Genomic DNA, 23,935 nt, shown 5'->3' with positions numbered 1-23,935 from the left:
CAACACGCTGTAAAAGTTGGAAAGACGTTTAATGGCTTTGCATGCGGCGTTAAAATCGTCAACAGCCAGCACGTTGTCGCTTCTGTCCGGACGAAAATCCAGGTGAATGTTGCCCACAAAGAGCAGAATTTTATTCGGTCCGATCGTAGCGCTTCCTGCACTGGTATTTCTATTCTGCATATTCTGGGGGGCAATGGCGGTAGATAAAGGGCTAGGTGTATTCATATAAGTCAGTTAATATAAAATCAGGATAATACCGGCTTGAATTGTTTGTTGAGAATGCGTTTCGACTTTTCAAGCAACTGCATCGGATCAAATGGCTTGTCCATTATATCATGGACGTTGGCATACAGGCCGCCGATCGATTTGCTGTTTTCTTTCATGCTGCCGCTGAGCACAATTACAGGGATATCTTTGTAAAGATGACTGTCAGAAAGAAAATCCAGTAATTCCCATCCATTTACATTTGGCATGGCGAGATCGGTAACGATCAGGTCGGGAACACCACCCTGGGAAAGATAAGCCATCGCAGCAAGTCCGTCAGGAGCAGAAACAACGTTGAAATGTTTCTTGTAAACAGCTTCCAGCAGGAACCGGATGGGTGTGTTGTCGTCAATTATAAGTACTGTTTGTTTCATTGCCTTCTAATTATTTTTTCTTTTTTTACAATTCCCGGTTCAGACATCACATCTTTACCAAGGGTTAGAAGGTTTTTTTACTGGATAAGGCTACAAATGAAAACTAACAGTTTTTCAGGGGATGATGGTGAGGATCGGGTTATTCAATAATCTGCTGCTCAAAAATACTTCATAATAATGATATTCTAATATGAAGCCGCAGTTAATTTATTCACATTTACGGGTGTAAAAATAGTAACAACTAGCTGAAAAGGCATACTTAATTTCGTGAAAAGCGGTTTTTTCGCAGTAAACGCGCAAAAAAACCAAATGAATGGCAGAAATCACCCTTTCCCCGGTGAAGAAGCTGATTGCTCCATATTATAATATGGTACATAGACCCTTTCCGGGGCGGAAAAATCCTGTTTCCATCAAAAAGATGGCGTTTACCAATAAAAATGTCCCATTGGCGAAAAAAAATTATGTGATTTGTAAATTGCTTTCTACTTTTGCGCTGAAATCGGATACACTAAATTTTGACCAGGCAGGCATTCCGCCGCTTACCCCAAATTCACCCGGTTTCCTCGTGAATTTTTTAACCTGATCCTTCGCAAAGCCTGCATACATTAATTGTACTGCAATTTTCTAACGTTAATTATCGTGTTTCTCTGCCGCGCTGCGAACATACCTGAGCGTTCCCGGCATAGCAGATCAACAAAGCACTACATCATGATCCTTTAAAGTTCAAGTCCGGCAATAACCGGTTTTTTTAAGGGCTTATGATTGATAAAAATAAATAATTGATATGGATGTAGTATATTATATCAAGGCTTTGATGAAGAAGAAATGGTTGATCATCATCGGTACCATTCTGGCTGTAGTGGCGGCGTTCTTCTTTACGATGAACAAATCCCGGCTCTACGTATCCAACGCGCAGATGTCCACCGGCTTTACGATCAAGGACCAGATCACCCTTCGCGACGAGAACGTAAGCCTGTACGAGGCGGACGTAAAGTTCGAGAACGTAATCCAGAGCATCACTTCTCCCATAGTGATCGGCCAGCTGTCTTACACCCTGCTGCTGCACGATCTTACCAGCAACCGCCCTTTCCGCTACCTCACGGAAAAAGAGCTGAAAAGCGACGAGTATAAAGCTTTCAACAAAGAAACGGCGCTCCGCATATGCGAGCAAAAACTGGATTCCATCCAGGTGCTTACTTCCTACAACCCCGAAGAACGCAAGGTGTTAGAGTACATGAAGCTCTGCAAATATGATTATGAATCTATCCGGAAAGCACTGCAGGTAAAACGCCTGCAACGGACAGACTATATTGATATCACTTACCGGTCCGAAAACCCGGAGCAGTCCGCCTTTGTGGTAAATACGCTCTACCGGGAATTCACCCGTTACTACAGAAGCCTCCGCTCCGAAAGGACCGTGGAGAACGTGGGAACTTTCGAAGAACTGGTGCAGAAAAAGAAAGACGAGCTGGACCAGAAAGTGGAAGCGCTCAGGATGTACAAGTCATCGGAAGGGCTGTTGAATATTGAAGCAGCCAGCGGATCCGAGCTGAGCCTCATCAGCCAGCTGGAAAAATCTCACCTGGACGAATCGGCGAATAACAATACGATCCGTTCCTCCCTTCAGACGGTGGAGGAGCAACTACGGATCATCAGCCAGGGCAAGCCTGCTTACACCAACAACGAGGAGATCGTGAACATCCGCAAGCAGATCAACAAGCTGAATGACGAATATATCCGCACCGGCAGCAACGACCATGACCTGGAACAGCAGATCAAGACCCTGCGCAAGCAATACCAGGCCGCCATGGCCAGCACCGGTTCCACATCCGGCACGCAGGTAACGAAAGAAGAACTGCAGCAGAAAAAGATACAGCTGGAATCCGAGCTGAACGCTTCGGACATGAACCTGCAAAACCTGAAAAGGAAGATCGGTTCCCTCAGAAGCTCCGTAGGCTCCTATGCCAACAAGGAAGCCAACGTAGGCACTCTGCAGCAGGAAGTGCTGCTGGCGCAGGACGAGTACAACAAACTCAAGGAAAAGCTCAACTCCGCCATCGACAACCGCACCGTGCCCACCGATAACTTCCGGCAAACGCTGAAAGGCCAGCCCGCCTTTGAGCCGGAATCTTCCAAACGGCTCCTCATCATGGGCGCTGCCGGCATCGCCGTGTTCTTCCTTTCCGCAATGTCTATCCTGCTCAAGGAGTTCTTCGATTCGTCGCTCAAATCGCCTTCCATCTTTGAAAAAAATATCGACATCAACCTGATCAGCACCATCAACCGGGCTGACCTGCATAAATACAGCATCCTGGAAGCATTGCAGCGCAGTCCCGGTGATACGGACGCTTCACTCCGTAAACGGCAGAACACCTTCCGGGAAATGCTGCGCAAACTGCGGTATGAGATCGAGGCCAGCGGCAAATCTGTTTTCCTCTTTACCAGCACCGAGCCCAACCAGGGAAAAACAACGCTGGTGCAGGCCGTGGCCTATAGCCTGAGCCTGAGCAACAAACGGGTGCTGGTGATAGATACCAACTTCTGTAATAATGACCTCACCGTGCAGCTGGAAGCCAAACCTACACTGGAAAAATTCTCCATTGAGCCGGAGCATTTCAGCATAGACAAAGTGCGCGACCTGGTCACTACCTATTCCATAGATAACATTGAAGTATTCGGATGCCAGGGCGGGGACTATACCCCCACCGAGATACTCCCCAAAAATCACTTGCTCAACTACCTGCCCCAACTGAAGGAGTATTACGACTTCATCCTGATGGAAGGCGCGCCGCTGAATGATTATACTGACACCAAGGAGCTGGCCGAGTATGCGGAAAAAGTGATCGTTGTATTCTCTTCCCATGCGTCCCTGAAGCAAACCGATAAAGAATCCATCCAGTTCCTGAACAGCCTGGATGACAAGCTCCTGGGAGCGGTATTGAACAAGGTAAGCGAAGACTACCTCGAACTATAAATGGAACAGCAGATCAATATAACAAGCCGGCTACGCCGGACAGCACAGTTCATCTTTGATTTCGGCGGAGGACCTTCCGGCCGGAATGCATGGGTGGACTATGCCAAGGGCATCGCGATCATTTTCGTGGTGTACCGGCATGTTATATTCGGGCTGATGTACAGCGGAGCATCTATCAATTCCATGATGATGGACGCCAACGAAATGTTGTACGGGTTCCGGATGCCGCTTTTCTTTTTCCTGTCCGGCCTGTTCTATGCCGGCAGCGTAAAAAAACGGGGCGGCAGAAATTACCTGGTATCAAAGGTCAACACCCTGTTATATCCTTACCTGATCTGGTGCGTGATCCAGCTTACTTTGCAGATACTGTTCTCCGACTTTACAAATGCCAAGCATACCTTCGCCAGTTATATTAATATTCTCATCCATCCCCGGACCATGCTGCAGCTATGGTATCTCTTTGCGCTGTTCAATGTGTCCATTCTCTACCTGGCAACGGACCGCCTGCTGAAGCTCGGGCCCTACGGGCAGATATTGTTCGGGCTCATCCTGCTTGCGCTGAAGCCGCTGGCCGGCGACATCAGCACCCTGTCTGATGTAATGATGCACTATATCTATTTCTGCATCGGCCATCTCTCCGCCCCTTTCTTCTTCAGGGAAAGCGTGCAGGCCAGGCTCACTTCCCCCGGGAAGCTCCTGCTGCTGCTGCCGGTGTTCCTGGTTGTACAGTACCTGTGTATGATCTATGCGGACATGAACATCTTCCTTTACTCTACCTTGGCGATGTTCGGCGGGCTGATCGTGATCATGCTGTCTTTCATTCTCGCAAAAACCGACCGGCTGAAATTCCTTCGTACGCTCGGCAGCTATTCACTATATATTTTCCTGCTGCATATCAGCATCGTATTCCTGATCCGGGCGGGATTCGTTTCCACCGGCATCATTTCAAACACACCACTGGCTACTTTTCTGCTGGTGACATGCGGCATTTTCTTTTCGATCGTGCTGTACAGGATCTGTCTTTTACTACACCTCCGGTTCTTGTTCGTAGGGCCGCTGAAGGAAACAAATAAAATAGTATCTCCCTCATGAAACCGAACATGATGAAAAAAGAAAAAAAGATCATCAGCGAAGGGCTGCACGAAGCACTGGTTCTCATTTTCGTGGGAATAGTCCTTGTTTTTCTTTTAATCAAAACGGTATTTCTCTAACGGTCAATGTCCAACGCACTTAAATATACCATCCGCTTCACTACTTACCTGCTCTGGGCATTGATGATCCCGGGAGTGGCTTATCTCGCGTCGCTGGACTTCAAGATCAGCGTTGCCCTCGTTGGCGGCATCGTGGGATTGGGAGTTGTTGCGCTGTGCCTGCTGAATTTCAAGCTCGGCTATTATATATATATCACCATCACGTTGATACTGCCCATGCTGGAAAAACTGTACGGCACGCAGATCAGCGGAGGCGTGGTCATGGACCTGCTGCTGCTCTGCACGCTGGCCGGTTCCATTTTTGACCAGCGCAAAACCGGTATTAAAAAGATCCAGTGGGGAAAAGATCCCTACCTGATATGCACGTACCTGTACATCCTGGCGCTGATGATACAGATTGCCAATCCTTACGGCGCCAACATCTTTGCATGGCTTTTCTTTATGCGCGTAGTGCTCAGGGCGTATATTTTTCTTTACCTGGGATTGCGCGTGTTCAGCAACCGGGAGGACGTTAAAACCTTTTTCAAGTACTGGCTGACGATCTGTACGCTGGCAGCGATATATGCCTGCATACAGCAGCACTATGCGCTGTTGCCGTTTGAAAGAGCTTTTGCGGCCAAATATCCGGAGCTGTTCAAAACAACGATCATCCTGGCCGGGATCAGGATATTCTCCTTTATGTCAGACGCCGCGGCGTTCGGCATTATCATGGCCTGCAACATTGTGGTCATTGCCATCCTGCTGACGGCGAAGTTCGCAACGATCGGGATTTCACGGAAACTGTTGTTGCTCGTATCGCTGGCGCTGCACTTCCTGGCGCTGGGGTATTCCGGCACCCGCACAGGGTACGTGATGGTGCCCGTGGGCATGATGCTGTTCTTCCTGGCGAACATGCAAAAAAGAAATACGATCCTGATCGCGATGGGCGCCAGCCTCGTAGCGCTGGTGATCCTGTTCGGCCCGTTCCATGGCAACCCTACGATCGTTCGCGTGAGAACGGCTTTCCTGGGTAAAAAGCAGGATGCTTCCATGGACGTGCGGGATGAGAACCGCCATAAAGTGCAACCTTACATTTATTCCCATCCGATCGGCGGCGGCGTAATGACTACCGGCGTCAATTCCCTGAAGTTCCACCGCGGGCATCAGAATGCCAACGTGCAGACTGACAACGGCTATCTCCGTGCTGCGCTGGAAACAGGCTGGCTGGGAGTACTGATGCTGGTAGCGCAATTTTTCTTTCTTATCCGGATGGGCGTCCGCAACTTTTTCCGGCTGGAAAATGAGCTGGACAAGCTGTTCATGATAGGCATTGCCGCCGCGATCTTCGAAATATCACTGGCTCAATATACGCAGGAAGCGTCTACCCTGATAGAGTCCTCTATCATGTACAACGCCTTCATCGCGATTCTGTTAAAAATGAAATATCTATACACCTTAAATGCGTAACAAATGAAAAGAATTCTTGCCGCCATCCTCTTCATGGCAATATATTCTACCTCCTGGGCGCAGATGTCGGACACATCTGTTTTACTGAAGCTGCCGGCAGACCGGTACTCGGTGGCCCGCTTCAAGGAAAAGCTGGTAGAACTGGCTTTGAAGCATCCCAGCATCACGGAGTTCTCCGTCAGGAAGGAAATGAACAAATATGACAAACGGATCGCTACTTCCGCGTGGCTGGACCGGTTTACCGCAGCGGGCAACCTGAACGAGTTTACCATCAACAAGAACAGTGCTCCTGACCGGTACAACTTCTTTCCCCGTTATAACTTCGGCGTACAGCTCCCGCTCGGTCACCTCATCTCCATACCGAACAACATCAAGCGCACAAAGGCCGAAGGCCGCCTGCTGGACAAGCAACGGGAGAGCGACCAGCTGGCCATCAAGGCAAAAGTGCTGCAGCTGTATGAAGAATATGCCGCCAACAAGATCCTGTTCGAGCTGCACATTCCCATCCAGGAAGATGCTTTGCTGAGTTTTACCGAAATAGAAAGCAAATTCAAAAAAGGTACGGACGGCGTTACCATCGATCAGTACAAGGAAGCCTACAATCTTTACAACGGAGCAATTACCAAAAAAGTACTGCTTGAAAGGGATCTTCGCAAGTCAAAATTACAGCTGGAAGAAATAGTTGGAATGACTTTGGAAGAAGTAATGCTCCAAATCTAGTTCCATCATGAAACTGAAACTTATCAGCCTCCTTTGCCTGTTGCTGACCTGGTTCAACGCCAGCAGCCAGCAATATGGTCCGATGACCCGGACAGACCTGCACGTCAACAAGTACCGGACTTTCCAGGCGCTGGTGTATATACCGGAAATGAAGGACGCCCGTCAGAAATTCCCGCTGATCCTCTGCTTTCACGGCAGAAGCATCGCGGGTAAGGACCCGTCCAAAATCTTTCGCGAGGGCGTAACGCGCCAGATGAAGGAAGGCCGCAAAATTGAAGCAGTCAACAAGGCAGACGGCAAAAAATATCAATTCATTGTAGTGGCGCCGCTGGTGGAAAGCTGGTCTTTCCGCCCCCAGGACCTCAACACCGTACTGGACGACATCATCAAAAAATATCCCGTAGATGTGGACCGCGTTTACCTGACCGGCTACAGCGCAGGCGGGTGGGCCGTTGAATCCGCCAAAACGCACGACGCCACCCTTTCCGCGCGCATTGCGGCATGCATCACCATGTCTCCCGCCATGATAGACGCAGATCACATTAAAGGGTTCAAGCTGGCGGCCGATGCGAATATCCATACCTGGTATTTCACCGGAAAAAAGGAAGCGCATTTCAACGCCAACACCAAGCAGTTCATAGACAGCACCAACAAGTACAAAACCGGACTTACAAAGCTGACCGAGTTTGACGGAGGGCACTGCTGCTGGCATAGCTTCTACGATCCTTCCTACCGGGAAAACGGTATGAACATCTACGAATGGTTGCTGCAATTCAAAAGAAAGAAATAAAAGCATTTCGCATGAACAGGCGTAAAGCGATCCGCAATATTGCATTATTCACCGGGGCCGGAGCCGCCGCTGCCGGCGGTTTTGGCTACTTCAAATTCTTCAGCAGGCCCAACCTGGCTTTGCTGGAGAACGAAAAAGACCTGATCTCGGCGCTGGCGGATACCATCATCCCGGATACCGATACCCCCGGTGCAAAAGCCTGCGGGACCGGTGATTTTATTACCCTGATGCTGAAAGACTGCACTCCCCGGAACGCACAGAACCGTTTCCTGGACGGCCTTCTTGATGTAAAAGCTTATGCGGACGATAAATACGGGAAGCCGTTTGAAGCGTGCAGCATGGCGGAGCGGGGGGCTATCGTATCTCATTTTGAAAAAAGAGACCGCCCCTACCCTTCCATCGCCGGGAAAATATCCAAACGGCTGATCGGAGATCCCTTTTTCGTGACCCTGAAGCGGTATACCATCCTGGGATATTGCACCTCGCAGGGCGGCGCTACCAAAGCAATGGCCTATGACTATATTCCAGGTTCCTACCAGGGCTGTATTCCCCTGCAGCCCGGCCAGAAATGCTGGAGCACGTCCTGATCCCTTAAACAATTGTAATGACAGCTATCTACCTTCTGTTCTTCCTGAGCGCATTCATACTTTTCTATAACTATGCCGGTTACGGCATACTGCTGCTGCTGCTTACGCGCATCAAAAAACGGTTCTCCCCCGCTTCAGCGCCGGACGCATCGTTTGAGCCGCATGTATCGCTGGTAGTAGCTGCCTATAATGAAGAAGCAGATATGCCCGCCAAGATCGCCAATACCCTTGCGCTGGACTACCCGGCGCACAAGCTCGAGATCATTTTCATTACGGACGGGTCTACCGACAATACGCCGGCTATCATTGCCCGCGAAAAAAGGATCAGGCTGCTGCACGAAGACATCCGCAGCGGCAAAACCGCCGCCATCAACCGCGCCATGCAGCATGTGACCGCTCCGGTCGTTATTTTTTGCGACGCCAATACCATGCTGAACAGGGAAGCCGTCCGCAACATCGTTAAGCATTACGCGGACGACAGCGTGGGCGGCGTGGCCGGTGAAAAAAGAGTGATGAGCAGGGACACCGCCGGCGCAGCGGCCACGGAGAACCTTTACTGGAAATATGAATCCTTTCTCAAGAAGCTGGATGCGGACCTTTATTCCGTGGTAGGCGCTGCCGGCGAGCTGTTCTCCGTGCGCACGCAGCTGTACAGGCCGGTAGAAGAACAGGTGATACTGGACGATTTTGTGATCTCGCTGCGCGTTAATATGCAGGGCTACCGCATTGCCTATGCGCCGGACGCCTATGCGCTGGAAGCTCCTTCTTTTTCTATAACGGAAGAGCATAAACGGAAAGTGAGGATTTCGGCGGGAGGGTTTCAGTCCATCGTAATGCTGAAAGGCCTGCTAAACTTTTTCAAATACCCCGTACTGTCTTTCCAGTACATCTCCCATCGTGTACTCCGCTGGACGCTTTGTCCATTGAGCCTGCCCGTGCTTTTCGTTACCAATGCGGCGCTGGCTGTTCTTACCCCTTATGTTATTTTCAAATGGCTGCTGGTGGCGCAGGTGCTTTTTTATGTGCTGGCCATGGTGGGATACGCGCAGGCGCTCCGTCAAAAGAAATCAAAACTTTCTTATATCCCGTTTTACTTTCTCTTCATGAATGTGGCGGTGTACCAGGGTTTTTCGCGGTATATGAAGAAATCCCAGTCCGCCGTATGGGAGAGGTCTAAACGTAGTTAATTCCACAAAATCTGATCAAAATGAATTTAAATCCAGCGATCGGCGTAACGACCGTCAATAATATCACAAACAGCAGGTATATCCCTTATATACACAGTTTCCGCGGCATAGCCATGATGTTCATTGTTGGAGCGCATATTCTCGTAAAATGGCCCAGCCAGTCCGGCTGGAATCATGTAATGGAATCAATCTGGCAAAATTCTACCCTGCTATTCCTTTTTATTTCAGGATATTTATTTCAGCATCTTTCCCATAAGTTCGAGTACAAGGATTACCTTTCAAAGAAATTCCGGTTTGTTATTACGCCCTATCTGATTTTGTCGGTTCCAATTATCCTTTACAGGATTTTATACCAGGATATACCTGGCTTTGCCATAGATGACCGCCCTGATTTTGCGACCTGGTCAAAGCTGGAGCAGGCGGCTTATTATCTTTTCCATGGAGCGCATCTTCAGCCATTGTGGTTCATTCCCATGATCACACTATACTATCTTTCGGCGCCGTTATTCCTTTATATTGACCGCCATCCGCGGCTTTATTATATATTGATCCCATTGTTTGCGCTTTCCCTCATAATTCCCAGAAGTGTACTGAGTGACATCCTTATCATGTCTTTACATTTTCTGCCTGTTTATCTTTTCGGGATGTTTATCAGCCATTTCAAAGACGCTTTCGACCGGTTCGCGGAAAAATATAAAATCCTGATCACCATTTTGCCCTTCGTGTTCCTTGTTGGTACATATTTCTGTCCACCCGAAATGTACGACCGCTTCAGTTTCACGCACAAAGTACTGTTCTGTCTTTTCTTCCTTTACTGGCTGAACCGCTGGCAAAACTACATACCGAAATGGATTGACACACTGGCTACACTTAGCTTCGGCGTGTTCTTTCTCCACTATTTCTTTGTCTTATTTGTAAGGGGGTTGGGGTACAAGTTCCTGCACCAGGAAATACCGGGGAATGTTTTTACATGGACCGCTTCTTATGTTCTTGTAATGGTATTGACGATGCTGGCCGTACTACTGGCGAAGAAGGTACTTGGTAAATGGAGCCGTTATATAATTGGTGCATAATTTTACAGGCCAAATTCCATCTCCGCATTTTTTAAAGTATTTAGAAGAAATATATTATATTTATAAAAGTTGGGGAGAACCCTGGAAGGTTCTTCAGTTTGTAGCCAAAGAAATATACCCTTGCATTTTATTCGCTATTTAACAAGAGAATTAAAATATTCAGTCAGATTTTTGTTGCCGATTTTTTTGTAAAAACCCTTTTGAATTAATTGTCCTATATCATGAAGCAGCTTTATGTCATTCTTTGTGCCCTGCTCCTGCAGTCTCTTTCAATTTTCGCCCAATCCGCTCTACAGGTGAAGCAAGACACTGTCAAAGTCCGCAATGCCGAACTAATCATCGAGAACAACTCCCGCAACGTACAAGGCGTCCTTCACAACGCTGGCAATGGCCAGGTAACATTTCAACGGCTTCAGCTGGAGAAAATTGGCGACACCGCAATTGCCATTACCGGACATGATACGCTTAATATAAGGCTTGGTGCAGGAAGTACAGGCGGAAGTCAGGAACTGCATCTTTCCGTCCGTGCCATTGACGCCACCCAGCAACAATTGAAGTGGTGGAAGGCCCCGCAGGACCTTTACACCGCTCCGAAGGTAGGTGTAATTGGCGGCAGTCAGGGCAAGGGAGCGTATACCAGCACTTATGCAAACTCTATCATAGGCCGGCTGGAAGGTTACCTGCAGCAGGTGGCTTCCGGCGCGGTGGTGACCAATTATTGCCAGAATGGCTACAATACACGCCGGTTAATGCCCGATGGGTCCAATCAGTGGGTAGATGTTACACGTAATATTACAAAAGCACTATCAGATGGTAATAAGATCATCATTCTTGTAACGCCGAGCAATGATGCCGATCCGAATAACCCCTGGGGCGGCGCCACTACGCTTACGGAAACGATGTCAAATATCGCCGCGATTGATGATGCCTGCAACCGGGCAGGCGCTACGCTGTTCGTTTTCAGCGGATTTCCGAGGCATGATTTTGCGATGGCTGCCCGTATTCAGCAACTGGATCTCAGTTATCTTTTACTTGAAAAATTTGGTAGCCGCTGCGCATTTGTCTACAAGCTACTGGAAGATCCCGCTAATCCTTATCAAATCAATCCAACTCTTCATACAGGTGACAAAGCACATTTAAACGACCAGGGCGCGCTTATTGCGTATATCCCAATGCGTGATGTATTGGTGGGCCATTTCACATCAAACACACTTATCTCGAAGTATGTGCTGCAAAGGACGCCGTCCTTGAGCACGGAATTTACAGACTTCCAGGTACTTGCCACCCCGGATGTAAACTTTTATAATCTTTCGCTGGACAATTATTTTTATCGTGTACGATACTTTCATCATGACGGTGTATACTCTCCCTGGAGCAATATTGTACAAGGTATCGGATCGGTTTCCGGGCAGTTCCCTGTTGTAAATGCCGGTGCGGACCAGACGATAAACCTGCCTGCGCCACTGACGCTTTCCGCTACGGCCAGTGATCCGGTCGGAACAATTACCAGCTACCAATGGATAAAACTCTCCGGCGGTACGGCCACCATTGCAACACCGGGCAACGCCCAAACCGCCGTAACGAACCTTGCGCCGGGAGTATATGTTTTCCGTTGTACCGTCACCAACAACAGCGGGCTTCAATCGTCTGACGATGTACAGGTGACCGTTACAGGGTTGACGATTGCTAAAACCGCCCGCTTCAACTTCAGTCTGACATCCAAACCGGTTAGCGGCTACAACAATCTCTATGGACATCCGCATAGCGCCGTTCACACGGCCACCGATGCTACTACTGGCATAGGTCTGAATACCGTGGCAACTTCCGCATGGGAACCGAATGGTTCCTCCAGTGCATTGGATAACCTCAATGTTGTGAATGACGGCGGCGGATATATTGTGGATCAGGCTACGTTGGCAAATGTATTCTTTACAGGAAGTGAAACAGCCGTCGATAACCTCCGGATCACGGGGCTTACTGCGGGACGACTATGCCGTATATTGGTAACAGGGAATGCAGTGTCCTCTCCGCGTACGACAAGGGTGATGATAGACAGCGAAGTAAAGCAGTTTAACGCTACCGGTAACAGCAGCAAGGCCGCGATATTTGATTACTTCACAGTTCCCGCGGGGGGAGAGATCAATATAGCCATATACGCGGATGAAACAAGCGGATCGCCGTTTGGTGTGGTTTCGGCGGTGGTGGTGGATGAATACCAGGATGATAATTCCAATCCTGATAATGAGCTGCCGACGGTAAATGCCGGCAGCGATCAGTCGATTACGCTTCCGACTGTACCGACGTTGACCGCTACCGCCAGCGATCCGGATGGTACTATTTCGAGCTATAGCTGGACGAAGATCTCCGGAGGCAGCGCTGTTATCACGTCCCCCAATAATGCATCAACAACAATTTCAGATCTTTCAGCAGGCGTCTACGTATTCCGTTGTACGGTCATGGACAACGACGGAGGGACCGCTTATGACGACGTGCAATTGACTGTAACCGCACCAGCCGTGGCAAGGACCGGCAGTTTTAACTTCAGTCTTACCAGTAACCCCGTTACAGGATTTGTAAATCTATATGGTGCGCCGCATACCACTGTATTATCCGGTACAAGCGCTTCCGGAATAGGAATAAATACAATATCCACTTCCGCCTATGCACCAAACGGATCGGTGAGTTCGCTGGATAATATTGCTGTAGAGGATGATGGTGGAGGATTTATTGTTCCGCAGAATGTATTAAGAAGCATCATTTTCACGGCAACGTCCATTCCAACGGATAACTTGCAGATCACCGGCCTTACGCCCGGCAGATACTGTAAAATAATGCTGACGGCAAACGCTTTCTCTACACCCCGAAACAACAGGGTGCGCGTAAACGGGGTCGTTAAGCAATTTAACGCCACAAAGAATAGTAGTAAAGGCGCCATCTTTGATTTCGTGCTGGTGCCGGCAGGAGGAACGATCAATATTGCATTTTACGCGGAGAACACAACCTCCTTCGCGGGGCTGGCTTCTGCTGTAGTCGTAGAGGAATATGCAGAAGAGTAATTATAACATTTCAAAATCGGGGAGTATTCCCCCCGATTTTGAAATGTTGAAAATGCGAATTTTCTATAGTTAGTTGAACAACAATGATAATTTATTATTATTCAACATATGAATAAACCGATACAGTCAAAGCGCTTATCTCCGTTTTACTGCAATTCACCAACAAAAAAACGCCATTTGCCAAATTTCTCATGCCAGCATAATATTTTTCTCTAATTTGCACTGAATTTAGTTTTTAGTCCCTAAAAAGGACCTCTCACCTTACCATCTCCTCTGCAAAGCTGTTCGGCTATCAGCCGCATATTTTTAGCCACGTATATCCAACGTAAAACTTGCTCAGCATGCCGTTATTGTCATTTGACAATATAAGTCACGCTATGAATGTCCGAACACCTTGATACATACATATATGAAACAATTCTACCTATTACTTAAATTGTTCCTTCTGCTCAGCGTGCACACGGCCTGGGCACAGGTATTGGATCCGAATGATCCCGTTGTGGTTTACAATCCCGCCGCCCCTCCCACAGAGCCTGTTTACGGGCAGATAGGGAAATGGGTGAAGACCAACCGGGTTAACTGGAACACGAGCTCCTACAAGGCATACATTTACAAGGGTATGCAGTTCCGCCTGAAATGGCCGGCCAACTATGATCCCAATAAAAAGTACCCCATGATCATTTTTTTCCATGGTCTGGGTGAAAAGGGTTCCAAGTATGACAACGAATACCAGCTGTATCACGGCGGGCAGACACATATGAACAAGGTGGATAATGGCAGCTTTGACGGATTTCTTTTTTATCCCCAGAATACTTCCGGCTATTTCGGCCCTTCTTTTTCCAACGCTATCGACGAACTGATCAATAACTTTTTCAGGCCCCAGCTGAATGTTGACCCTTACCACATCATTGCGGAAGGGTTATCTGCCGGTGGTACGGCAACCTGGGACTTCATGGTAACCAAGCCAAAGCTGGTAGCAGCTTTAGGTCCTATCAGCGCTGCGAATGGTAATTTGACCAATTCCATCAATACCTGGAAATATACGCCTATATGGTGGTTCCAGGGCGGCTCCGATCCCAATCCTGCGCCGGCGATCGCACAAGGTGTCTATGACAATGCAGTAAATGCAGGCGCCAATATCAAGCTGACCATTTATCCCGGTCAGGGTCACGGCGTATGGGGACTTGCATGGGGAGAATCCGACTTCTTTCCCTTTGCCATGCGGGCCTATAAATCCAATCCCTGGCCTTTATTCGGCAGAACTGAATTTTGCCCCGGCGACCCGGTGAATGTTACATTGGGCCTGACCGCAGGATTCAATCAATATGAATGGAGAAAAGACGGCGAAATCATTTCCGGTGCTACCTCCAATACATATACCGCTACGAGCTTCGGTAGTTATGACGCGCGCATTTACAATGGCACGGTATGGTCCGACTGGTCACACACACCTGTTGTGATCAAGCTGAAAGATCCGACTGTAAGTCCGGATATCGCTGTTTCCGGTCTCATGAGTAATGTGCTGCCCACCCCTGCAGGTTCCGATAGCGTAGTGCTTGAAATTCCGACGGGTTATTCTTCTTACCTCTGGAAGAAAACGAGCGATCCCGCCACCCTTAGCACCACTAACAAGCTGACCGTTCGCCAGCCCGGTGATTATGTGGTAAAAGTTACGGAACAATTCGGCTGCTCCAGCGACTTCTCCGCTCCGTTCAAGGTAATTGACGCGAGCGGCGCAAACGGACCTGATGCGCTGACCAGCCTTATTGCCACTACAATGGGCAGAACACAAATAGTGCTGAACTGGAGTGACAAACCCAATCCGGCGAACAATGAAACGTTCTTTGAAGTTTATCGTTCCAATGCAGCTGAAAGCGGTTACAAGCTCATCGCGAAAGTAAATGCCGATGTGCTGACCTATACTGACAACGGCCTCAGCGCCAACACTGCATATTATTATAAGGTGCGGCCTGTGAACAACAATGGCGCCGCCACTGTTGGCGCGGCAGTAACAGCTACCACGCTTGCAGATGGTACCCCTCCTACCGCGCCCGGCAACCTGACGATAACAGGCGTTAGCAGAAATACTGTAGCCCTGTCATGGACGGCTTCTTACGACGAAGTGGGTGTTGACAAATACGAAATCTATATCAACGGCATCCGTGCATATACCATCAATGGCGATCAGACATCTTTCCTCGCCGCAAGCCTCAACTACAGGCAGGTATATTCTTTTGTGGTAAAAGCAAAAGACGCTACCGGCAATACTTCCATCGCCAGCAACCAGGTAAGCGCCGCCACTGTGAACAGTGGCCTGAATTATAAATTCTATACCGGTACCTGGAGCACATTGCCCGACTTCAATACGTTAACACCTGTTAAAACAGGCAACACGCCGACCGCTGACATCAGCGTGCGGACGCAAAACGACCGCTTTGCATTCCTGTGGGAAGGATACATCAACATTCCAGTAACCGGGAACTACACATTTGAAACTTACTCCGATGACGGCAGCAAGCTGTACATTGGTCAATACAGCCATACCGCCACCGCTGTGGTGAACAACGACGGTGCGCACGGCAACCAGTACCGCGAAGGCACTATTCACCTGACAGCCGGCGCTCACCCGATCGCCATTACCTACTTTGAAGCTACGGGTGGAGAGAACATGCAGGTATACTGGAAGAACACTGCTCATGGTGTTACCAATCGCCAGCTGATCCCCGCACAGTACTTTGTGGATACCATTACGCTGCCGGATACAGCTCCTGTTGCTCCGACCGCCATCAATGTTCAGGCAGTATCGCATAACAAGCTCAATGTATCCTGGACAGATAACAGCAGCAATGAGTCTGGCTTTGAGGTATATCGCTCCGCCACTTCAAATGGTGCATACAGCATCGTTGCTACTGTTGGCGCCAACACGGCCAGCTTTACCGACAGTGCTTTAAACCCGCAGACTACTTATTATTACCGCGTACGGGCCATCAACAATTATGGCAATTCCGGTTTTGCACTTACGGAATATGACGGGTTGAAGTATGATTACTACGAAGCGACCAGCTATACATCGCTGCCTGATTTCAACGCTATCACGCCGAAGAAATCCGGTACTGTTGCCACGGTTGATATTACGCCGAGAGACCGCAATACCCAGTTCGCGATGAAATTCGAAGGCTGGATCTATCTGCCAACAGCCGGCAACTATACTTTCTACACCACTTCAGATGCAGGCAGCAAGCTCTACATCGATGGATTTACAAACAACGAGCTGGTGGTAAGCAATGACCACCTGAGCGGATCAGTTGAAAAATCAGGTACGCGCAATCTGACAGCAGGTTATCACAAACTGATCGTTACCTATTTTGAAGCAACAGGCAGCCGTTCCCTGGCCGCGAGGTATGCAGGCCCTGGAATATCCAAGCAGGTCATTCCTGCAAGCGCGCTGCTCAACCCCTACATAAAAGGTACAACGCTTGCTGCTCCAACAACTCCGGCCGCGCCGTCAGCTCTGGAAGGTTCTGCGCTTTCTCCTTCCGTTATCCGGATGAAGTGGGCAGACAATGCCGGTAACGAAACAGCATATGAGGTATACCGCTCAACTGCCGTAAATACAACCTATGCATTATTAAAATCGCTTCCGGCAAATGCTGGAGATACCGCGGTATTCATTGATTCCACCGTATCTGCCAACATCACTTATTACTATAAGGTAAGGGCTGCCAATGAAGGCGGAAACAGTGCTTACTCCAATGAAGTTGCCATCACAGCAGGCAATAACGCGCCGGAAATCGTGGAATTGAACAACAGGGGCATGCGGTATGAAACAACGCTGGAAGTGCAGGTGTCCGCAAGCGATGAAGACGGTGATGCGCTCACACTCACTGCTTCCAATGTACCGGCATTTGCGACCTTTACAGACAACGGCGATGGTACCGGTAAATTTACTTTCTCACCTGGCACCACCAACCTTGGTACCTACGCAGGTATCACCGTTACCGCTAATGACGGGCATAATGGCAGCGCCGCAACATCGTTTACACTGACGGTGGACGATAACTTCCAGCCGGTGCTCGGCAATGTTTCCGGCATATCACTGGCGGAAAACACCGCAGATACCATCCACATGACCGTTACCGACCAGAATGCCGGCGACATCATTACATGGACTGCTACCGGCCTGCCGGCCTTCGCAACACTCGTATCTGACGGCAATACCGCATATATCAGCCTGGCTCCCGGTTATACGGATAACGGCGTTTACAATGTGACCGTAAAGGTAGATGACGGAAAAGGTGGTGAAGACGCTAAAACGTTCGCATTAAATGTGACGGATGTTGACCCGAATTTCAAGTTGCAGATCAACTTTAACGAAGCTGCATGGCAGTCAGCCGCCCAATGGAACAATCTGAACAAGAAACCGGTACAGGGAGATGTTTTTGCAAACCTGCTGGACGTGCAGAACCAGAATACGGGCATGTCGCTCAGCATTGAAACGCCATGGCAGAATATCAACAATACCTATAATACCAATAACTTCGGATATTCTACCGGTAACAATTCGGGCATTTACCCTGACGTGGTGACCGCCAGCAACTGGTTTACACAGAATGCCATACAGGTAATGAAGCTGTCCGGCGTGGATACGAATTACCAGTATACCTTTACGTTCTTCGGAAGCCGTAACGGAATTGGAGATAACCGCCTTTCTATTTACCGGCTGAATGATACCGCTTCCGCAACGCTCAATACTTCCAACAACCAAAGCACAACGGTAACCCTGCACAACATCAGGGCCAATGCCAATGGCGAAATCAAAATGGAACTGGCGCCTGTTACAGAATATGCATACCTCGCCAGCGTAGTGATCCAGGCAACGTACTATGACGGAAAAGCGCCTGCCAAAGCCGGGGACCTGCATGCCAGCGTGCTGCCGGCCGGTGTGAAGCTTAGCTGGACCGACAGGGCGTTTAACGAAGACGGATACCGTATTTTCCGCAGCGCGGCTGCGAGCGAATTCTCCCTGCTCGCCACCGTTAACGCTAATGATACAGTATATACTGATGCGGACGTGACCGGCAACACCACTTATCGATATTTTATTGAGACCTTCAATACCAGCGGGTCCAGCCTGTCAGATACCATCAGCACAACACTCCCGAACAGAGCACCGCTGCTGAATGCTATCGCAGATGTAAGCATGAAGACGGACAGCGTGGTCACTATCCAGCTTTCAGCGACCGATGACACATCAGATGTCATTACATTAACGGCCAGCAATCTTCCATCTTTTGCCGTGCTGCATGATAATGGCGATGGTACCGGAACATTAACACTGTCTCCCGGAAGCAGCCACACCGGCAAGTTTGACATTACAGTTACCGCTTCGGATAACAATGGCTTACAAAGCGACCGCACGTTCTCTGTACAGGTAGCAGACAAGAACATGACTGCTATTTATGTGAACTTCAACAGAACATACCCGGTGGCAACTCCATGGAACAGCTTCAACAGCTTGCCCAGCGCGGGTGCAAATATCTCTAATCTCAAGGATGGCCTGGGTAACTCCACCGGTGCTACGATCACGATCGTTGACGCAATGACAGGAGACAATGAATTTGGTGCCGTAACGGGAGACAATACCGGTGTATTCCCCGATGACGTGATGCGCACTGCGTTCTACGATCAGACCGCCACCTCAAAGAGGATCAGGATCAGCAATCTGAACGCGGCCTATAAATACAACCTTGTATTCTTTGGCAGCCGCGGACAGGTAGCTGATAACAGGAATACCACCTATAGTGTTGGTGCTCAATCCGTAACGCTAAACGCTGCAAGCAACACATCCAATACTGTACAGCTTAATGGCATCAGTCCGGATGGAAGCGGCAATATAGAATTCAGCATAGTACGTGCATCTGGCTCTACCTATGCTTACCTGAATGCAATGGTCATCCAGTCTTATATCGATAACGGAATTCCGTTGTCACCAGACAACCTTTCCATATCAGGCAATGCACAGACAAGCCTTAAACTGACATGGGCCGACAAGGCAAGCAACGAAACAGGCTACGAGATCTATCGTTCCGCTTCCCGCAACGGCACCTATGCGCTTATACAGACGGTGGCAGCCAATACAACAACGTATACGGATGCTGGTCTTTCCAGCAATACCATCTACTATTACAAGGTAAGGGCTGTTGCAGATACGTTGTATTCCGACTACAGCAATATTGCTTCCGGCGGTACGCTGGCATATGCGGCATACTTCAATTTCAATACAGCCAACCCTGCCCCTTCACCGTGGAACAATACCAACACCCTGCCATATGAAGGACAGACGATGACGAATCCGCTGGATGCAACAGGTTCTCCTGTAAGCTTCTCATGGACAATTGAACAGGGCTTCACCGGAACAAATCCGGCGGGCGTACAGACAGGAAACAACTCCGGCGTTTTCCCGGACCTGGTTTTAGCGGAATCCTACTACGTGGAAACAGGTGATACAGCCCGGATGAGGTTCTATGGCCTTGATCAATCCAAAGAATACTCCTTCACTTTTATGGCAAGCCGTAACGGTGGCGGATCAAGGATCACGCATTACCTCATAGGCGGGAAGTCAACAACACTTGATGCCAATAACAACTCTACAAACACAGCTACAATCGAGAACCTTGTTCCCGATGAAAATGGCGAGTTGTTATTAACGCTCTACGCGCAGGCAACTTACGGATACCTGAACGCCCTTGTAATCAAGAGCTACCCGAGGGAAGTTACAGCAGGACCTAACGGTCTGATCGCCCGCACGAGAGGCGGACAGGAGCAGCAGGCGCTTGTAATATCAGATATGAATGTGAAAGAGGATCACGCTGCCGCTACTCCTGAACCAGGCGTTACGGTTGAAAAAGTATTCCCGAATCCGTTCAGTTCCTTCTTCAATCTGTCTATGCACCTCGGCCAGGCCGGCAAGATTGTGGTAAACATGTTTGACATCAGCGGACGCCTCGTGCTGGTTAAAGACCTCGGCAATCTGCCACAGGGTTACTACCAGCAAAGGATAGATGCTCCAGCCGGCACCGGCAAGGGTATCTACCTGCTGCAAGTCACAATTGACGGCAAACCTGCAAAAACAGTGAAGCTTATCCGTACTAACTGATCTTTTTAAAAGATACCCACAGAAAAAAATCCGGTCTGCATGACCGGATTTTTTTTAAATTGTCAATGTTAACGATCGTACATGAATCTTAATTTAAAGGCTGCCGCAATACAAACCTACGACGCCATCGTCATCGGCTCCGGCATCAGCGGAGGTTGGGCGGCCAAAGAACTATGCGAAAAAGGGCTCAAAGTATTGCTGCTCGAAAGAGGCCGCAACGTGGAGCATGTGAAAGACTATACCACCGCTACCCTCAACCCCTGGGATTTCCCCCACAGGCTGGTGAACAGCGAGCAGGACAAAGCGGACGATCCCATCCAGAGCAATGTTTACGATGAAAGCAACAAGCATTTCTTTGTACGGGACAAAGAGCATCCTTACATACAGGAAACACCTTTCAGCTGGGTACGTGGCTACCAGGTGGGCGGCCGGTCCCTTACCTGGGGCAGGCAGTGCTACCGGCTCAGCGACCTCGATTTTGAAGCGAATGCAAAAGACGGGCACGGGGTTGACTGGCCGATTCGTTACCGGGATATTGCGCCCTGGTACGATTACGTAGAGCAGTTTGCGGGGATCAGCGGGCAGGCGGAAGGACTGTCACATCTGCCGGACGGGCAATTTCTCCCGCCCATGGAAATGAACTGTGTGGAAAAGCACCTGCAGGAAAAGATCCGCGAACAGTATGCCGACCGACTGATCACCATCGGCAGGGTGGCGAACCTTACCCGTGGATGGCATGACCGCGGCCCTTGTCAATTCCGCAACCTCTGCCACCGCGGCTGCCCCTTTGGAGGATATTTCAGCAGCAACGCCGCTACCATTCCCGCCGCCATGGCTACCGGGAATCTCACGCTCCGCCCCTTCAGCACCGTGTCTGAAATACTGTATGATAAAGACCGGAAAAGAGCTTCCGGCGTAAGGGTCATCGATTCGGAAACAAAAGAAGTGACCGAGTTCCATGCGCGCATCATCTTTCTGAACGCTTCCACTGTTGCCTCCGCCGCCATCCTGCTCAATTCCACTTCAGACGCATTTCCCAACGGGCTCGGCAATAACCATGACATCGTTGGCCGCCACCTGATGGACCATCATTTCAAAGCCGGCGCCATGGGCCAGATAGACGGGTTCAAAGACCAGTATTATAAAGGCAGACGCCCCACCGGCATTTACATTCCCCGCTTCCGCAATATCGATGCGCGTACAAAACGGGATGATTATGTACGTGGATTCGGCTACCAGGGATATGGCGAAAGGGAAGCGTGGAACGACCTGTATGCGGTAGAAGGATATGGCGAATCCTTTAAAAAGGAGCTGACCAGTCCCGGTAAATGGGCGATGTGGATATCCGCCTGGGGGGAAACACTCCCCTATGCGGATAACCGCGTGACGCTCGACAAAAACCGCCTGGACAAGTGGGGCATCCCCATGGTAAAGATCCGGTTCGAGCTTGGGGAAAATGAAAAGAACATGCGGAAAGACATGCAGGCCAGCGCCGTGGAAATGCTGCAGAAAAGCGGGTTTACCAACGTCAATGGTTTTGATTACAAGTACATCGGCGGGGAATGCGTACATGAAATGGGCACAGCGAGAATGGGCAGAGATCCTAAAACCTCCGTGCTCAATCAGTGGAACCAGGTGCATGATGTGCCCAACCTGTTCATCACAGACGGCAGCTGCATGACTTCCTCCGCCAACCAGAACCCTTCCCTCACCTACATGGCCCTGACCGCACGCGCATGTGATCATGCAACGCAGGAAATGAACCGGCAGCATCTGTAACTTCATAAAAAAAGGGAGCGTATCACATTTGATACGCTCCCTTCTTATATATCAACGTTATATTACAGTCCAAACGCCTGCTTCACCTTCTCCACATAATCCAGCTTCTCCCAGGTGAACAGCTCCACTTCCACTTTCTTCTCCGTTTTCTTACCGGCGTTGAACACCTTCGTCACTACCTTATTCTCGCGGCCCATGTGCCCGTAAGCAGCGGTTTCGCTGTACATCGGGTTACGCAGTTTCAGGCGTTGCTCGATGGCGTAAGGGCGCAGGTCGAAGATCTCTTCCACTTTCCGGGCGATCTCGCCGTCGTTCAGCTTCACTTTAGCGGTGCCGTAAGTGTCTACGAACACGCCGCAGGGTTTTGCTACACCAATGGCGTAGGAAACCTGTACCAGCACTTCGTCGCAAACGCCGGCTGCTACCAGGTTCTTGGCGATGTGGCGGGTAGCGTATGCTGCGGAGCGGTCTACCTTGGAAGGATCTTTACCGGAGAATGCACCACCACCGTGAGCGCCTTTGCCGCCGTAGGTATCCACGATGATCTTGCGGCCGGTGAGGCCGGTATCGCCATGGGGACCGCCGATCACGAACTTGCCGGTGGGGTTGATATGATAAGTGATCTTGTCTGTGAAGAGGCTTTGCAGCTCGGGTTTCAACTGCGCTTTTACACGCGGGATGAGGATGTTGATCATGTCCTGCTTGATCTTGTCCAGCATCTGCTGATCCGCGGCAAAGTCATCATGCTGTGTGGAGATCACGATGGTATCGATGCGCACGGGTTTGTTGTCATCACTGTATTCGATCGTTACCTGGGATTTTGCATCGGGGCGCAGGTAGGTGATCTCTTTATTTTCGCGGCGGAGGGCGGCCAGCTCGATGAGGAGCTTGTGTGCCAGGTCCAGCGCCAGCGGCATATAGTTTTCAGTTTCGCGGGTGGCATAGCCGAACATCATGCCCTGGTCGCCGGCGCCTTGTTCCTCGGGGCTTTTACGCTCAACACCCTGGTTGATATCAGGGGACTGTTCGTGAATCGCGGAGAGGATGCCGCAGGAATTTGCTTCGAACATGTATTCGCTCTTCGTGTAACCGATCCGGCGGATCACTTCACGGGCAATGTCCTGTACGTCCAGGTAAGCATCTGATTTTACTTCGCCTGCCAGTACTACCTGGCCGGTGGTCACCAGCGTTTCGCAGGCTACTTTGGAAGAGATGTCGTATGCAAGGAAATTGTCGATAAGAGCATCTGAGATCTGGTCGGCAACTTTATCAGGGTGGCCCTCAGAAACAGACTCTGAGGTAAATAAGTAAGGCATAA

General features: G+C 49.6%; 14 protein-coding genes. 12 read left to right on the top strand and 2 right to left on the bottom strand.

From position 1 onward, the window contains the following. Positions 1-245: 245 nt before the first annotated feature. On the bottom strand, positions 246-638 hold the full coding sequence (locus CCY01nite_RS23385; protein ID WP_146866852.1) for a response regulator: 393 nt from the start codon (positions 636-638) through the stop codon (positions 246-248). 313 nt (positions 639-951) lie between these two features. On the opposite strand from CCY01nite_RS23385, the gene CCY01nite_RS23380 reads away from it, so the two are divergent. From CCY01nite_RS23380 to CCY01nite_RS23325, 12 genes are all read left to right on the top strand, one after another. Next, positions 952-1,221 (top strand): hypothetical protein, encoded by a 270-nt coding sequence (locus CCY01nite_RS23380; RefSeq protein WP_146866850.1) that lies wholly within the window; start codon positions 952-954, stop codon positions 1,219-1,221. A gap of 201 nt (positions 1,222-1,422) precedes the next feature. Further along, a complete protein-coding gene (locus CCY01nite_RS23375; RefSeq protein ID WP_146866848.1) occupies positions 1,423-3,612 on the top strand; it encodes an exopolysaccharide transport family protein in 2,190 nt (729 codons plus the stop codon). Next, the gene (locus CCY01nite_RS23370) at positions 3,613-4,704 is read left to right on the top strand and encodes an acyltransferase family protein (RefSeq protein WP_146866846.1); all 1,092 of its coding nucleotides are present in this window, start codon (positions 3,613-3,615) and stop codon (positions 4,702-4,704) included. It begins immediately after the preceding gene. Positions 4,705-4,829: 125 nt separating this feature from the next. Beyond that, the gene (locus CCY01nite_RS23365; protein WP_146866844.1) at positions 4,830-6,269 is read left to right on the top strand and encodes an O-antigen ligase family protein; all 1,440 of its coding nucleotides are present in this window, start codon (positions 4,830-4,832) and stop codon (positions 6,267-6,269) included. Positions 6,270-6,272: 3 nt separating this feature from the next. After that, positions 6,273-6,989 (top strand): TolC family protein, encoded by a 717-nt coding sequence (locus CCY01nite_RS23360; protein WP_146866842.1) that lies wholly within the window; start codon positions 6,273-6,275, stop codon positions 6,987-6,989. Between the two features lie 7 nt (positions 6,990-6,996). Further along, positions 6,997-7,779 (top strand): carboxylesterase family protein, encoded by a 783-nt coding sequence (locus CCY01nite_RS23355; protein WP_146866841.1) that lies wholly within the window; start codon positions 6,997-6,999, stop codon positions 7,777-7,779. Positions 7,780-7,790: 11 nt separating this feature from the next. Further along, the gene (locus CCY01nite_RS23350) at positions 7,791-8,366 is read left to right on the top strand and encodes a gluconate 2-dehydrogenase subunit 3 family protein (RefSeq protein WP_186831224.1); all 576 of its coding nucleotides are present in this window, start codon (positions 7,791-7,793) and stop codon (positions 8,364-8,366) included. A 17-nt stretch (positions 8,367-8,383) separates the two neighbouring features. Continuing rightward, positions 8,384-9,553 carry a glycosyltransferase family 2 protein gene (locus tag CCY01nite_RS23345; protein WP_186831223.1) on the top strand — a complete coding sequence of 390 codons (1,170 nt, stop codon included), beginning with the start codon at positions 8,384-8,386 and terminating at the stop codon, positions 9,551-9,553. A 20-nt stretch (positions 9,554-9,573) separates the two neighbouring features. Beyond that, on the top strand, positions 9,574-10,626 hold the full coding sequence (locus CCY01nite_RS23340) for an acyltransferase family protein (protein ID WP_146866837.1): 1,053 nt from the start codon (positions 9,574-9,576) through the stop codon (positions 10,624-10,626). A gap of 296 nt (positions 10,627-10,922) precedes the next feature. Continuing rightward, the gene (locus CCY01nite_RS23335) at positions 10,923-13,682 is read left to right on the top strand and encodes a PKD domain-containing protein (RefSeq protein ID WP_146866835.1); all 2,760 of its coding nucleotides are present in this window, start codon (positions 10,923-10,925) and stop codon (positions 13,680-13,682) included. Between the two features lie 409 nt (positions 13,683-14,091). Next, positions 14,092-20,838, top strand: a complete 6,747-nt coding sequence (locus CCY01nite_RS23330) for a fibronectin type III domain-containing protein (protein ID WP_146866833.1) — start codon at positions 14,092-14,094, stop codon at positions 20,836-20,838. Positions 20,839-20,919: 81 nt separating this feature from the next. Next, positions 20,920-22,617, top strand: a complete 1,698-nt coding sequence (locus CCY01nite_RS23325) for a GMC oxidoreductase (protein ID WP_146866831.1) — start codon at positions 20,920-20,922, stop codon at positions 22,615-22,617. Positions 22,618-22,679: 62 nt separating this feature from the next. Here CCY01nite_RS23325 and metK read toward each other — a convergent pair whose 3' ends face one another. Then, positions 22,680-23,933 (bottom strand): methionine adenosyltransferase, encoded by a 1,254-nt coding sequence (metK, locus tag CCY01nite_RS23320; RefSeq protein ID WP_146866829.1) that lies wholly within the window; start codon positions 23,931-23,933, stop codon positions 22,680-22,682. Positions 23,934-23,935: the final 2 nt, after the last annotated feature.

The sequence above is a fragment of the Chitinophaga cymbidii genome (genome assembly GCF_007992715.1).
Taxonomy (GTDB): domain Bacteria; phylum Bacteroidota; class Bacteroidia; order Chitinophagales; family Chitinophagaceae; genus Chitinophaga; species Chitinophaga cymbidii.
Note: the sequence above shows the minus strand (reverse complement) of the source record. Positions and strands in the feature narration are given on the sequence as shown.

Coding starts and splice junctions, on each gene's coding strand:
- CCY01nite_RS23385 (WP_146866852.1), bottom strand. CDS start 638: ATGAAACAAACAGTACTTATAATTGACGACAACACACCCATCCGGTTC.
- CCY01nite_RS23380 (WP_146866850.1), top strand. CDS start 952: ATGGCAGAAATCACCCTTTCCCCGGTGAAGAAGCTGATTGCTCCATAT.
- CCY01nite_RS23375 (WP_146866848.1), top strand. CDS start 1,423: ATGGATGTAGTATATTATATCAAGGCTTTGATGAAGAAGAAATGGTTG.
- CCY01nite_RS23370 (WP_146866846.1), top strand. CDS start 3,613: ATGGAACAGCAGATCAATATAACAAGCCGGCTACGCCGGACAGCACAG.
- CCY01nite_RS23365 (WP_146866844.1), top strand. CDS start 4,830: ATGTCCAACGCACTTAAATATACCATCCGCTTCACTACTTACCTGCTC.
- CCY01nite_RS23360 (WP_146866842.1), top strand. CDS start 6,273: ATGAAAAGAATTCTTGCCGCCATCCTCTTCATGGCAATATATTCTACC.
- CCY01nite_RS23355 (WP_146866841.1), top strand. CDS start 6,997: ATGAAACTGAAACTTATCAGCCTCCTTTGCCTGTTGCTGACCTGGTTC.
- CCY01nite_RS23350 (WP_186831224.1), top strand. CDS start 7,791: ATGAACAGGCGTAAAGCGATCCGCAATATTGCATTATTCACCGGGGCC.
- CCY01nite_RS23345 (WP_186831223.1), top strand. CDS start 8,384: ATGACAGCTATCTACCTTCTGTTCTTCCTGAGCGCATTCATACTTTTC.
- CCY01nite_RS23340 (WP_146866837.1), top strand. CDS start 9,574: ATGAATTTAAATCCAGCGATCGGCGTAACGACCGTCAATAATATCACA.
- CCY01nite_RS23330 (WP_146866833.1), top strand. CDS start 14,092: ATGAAACAATTCTACCTATTACTTAAATTGTTCCTTCTGCTCAGCGTG.
- CCY01nite_RS23325 (WP_146866831.1), top strand. CDS start 20,920: ATGAATCTTAATTTAAAGGCTGCCGCAATACAAACCTACGACGCCATC.
- metK (WP_146866829.1), bottom strand. CDS start 23,933: ATGCCTTACTTATTTACCTCAGAGTCTGTTTCTGAGGGCCACCCTGAT.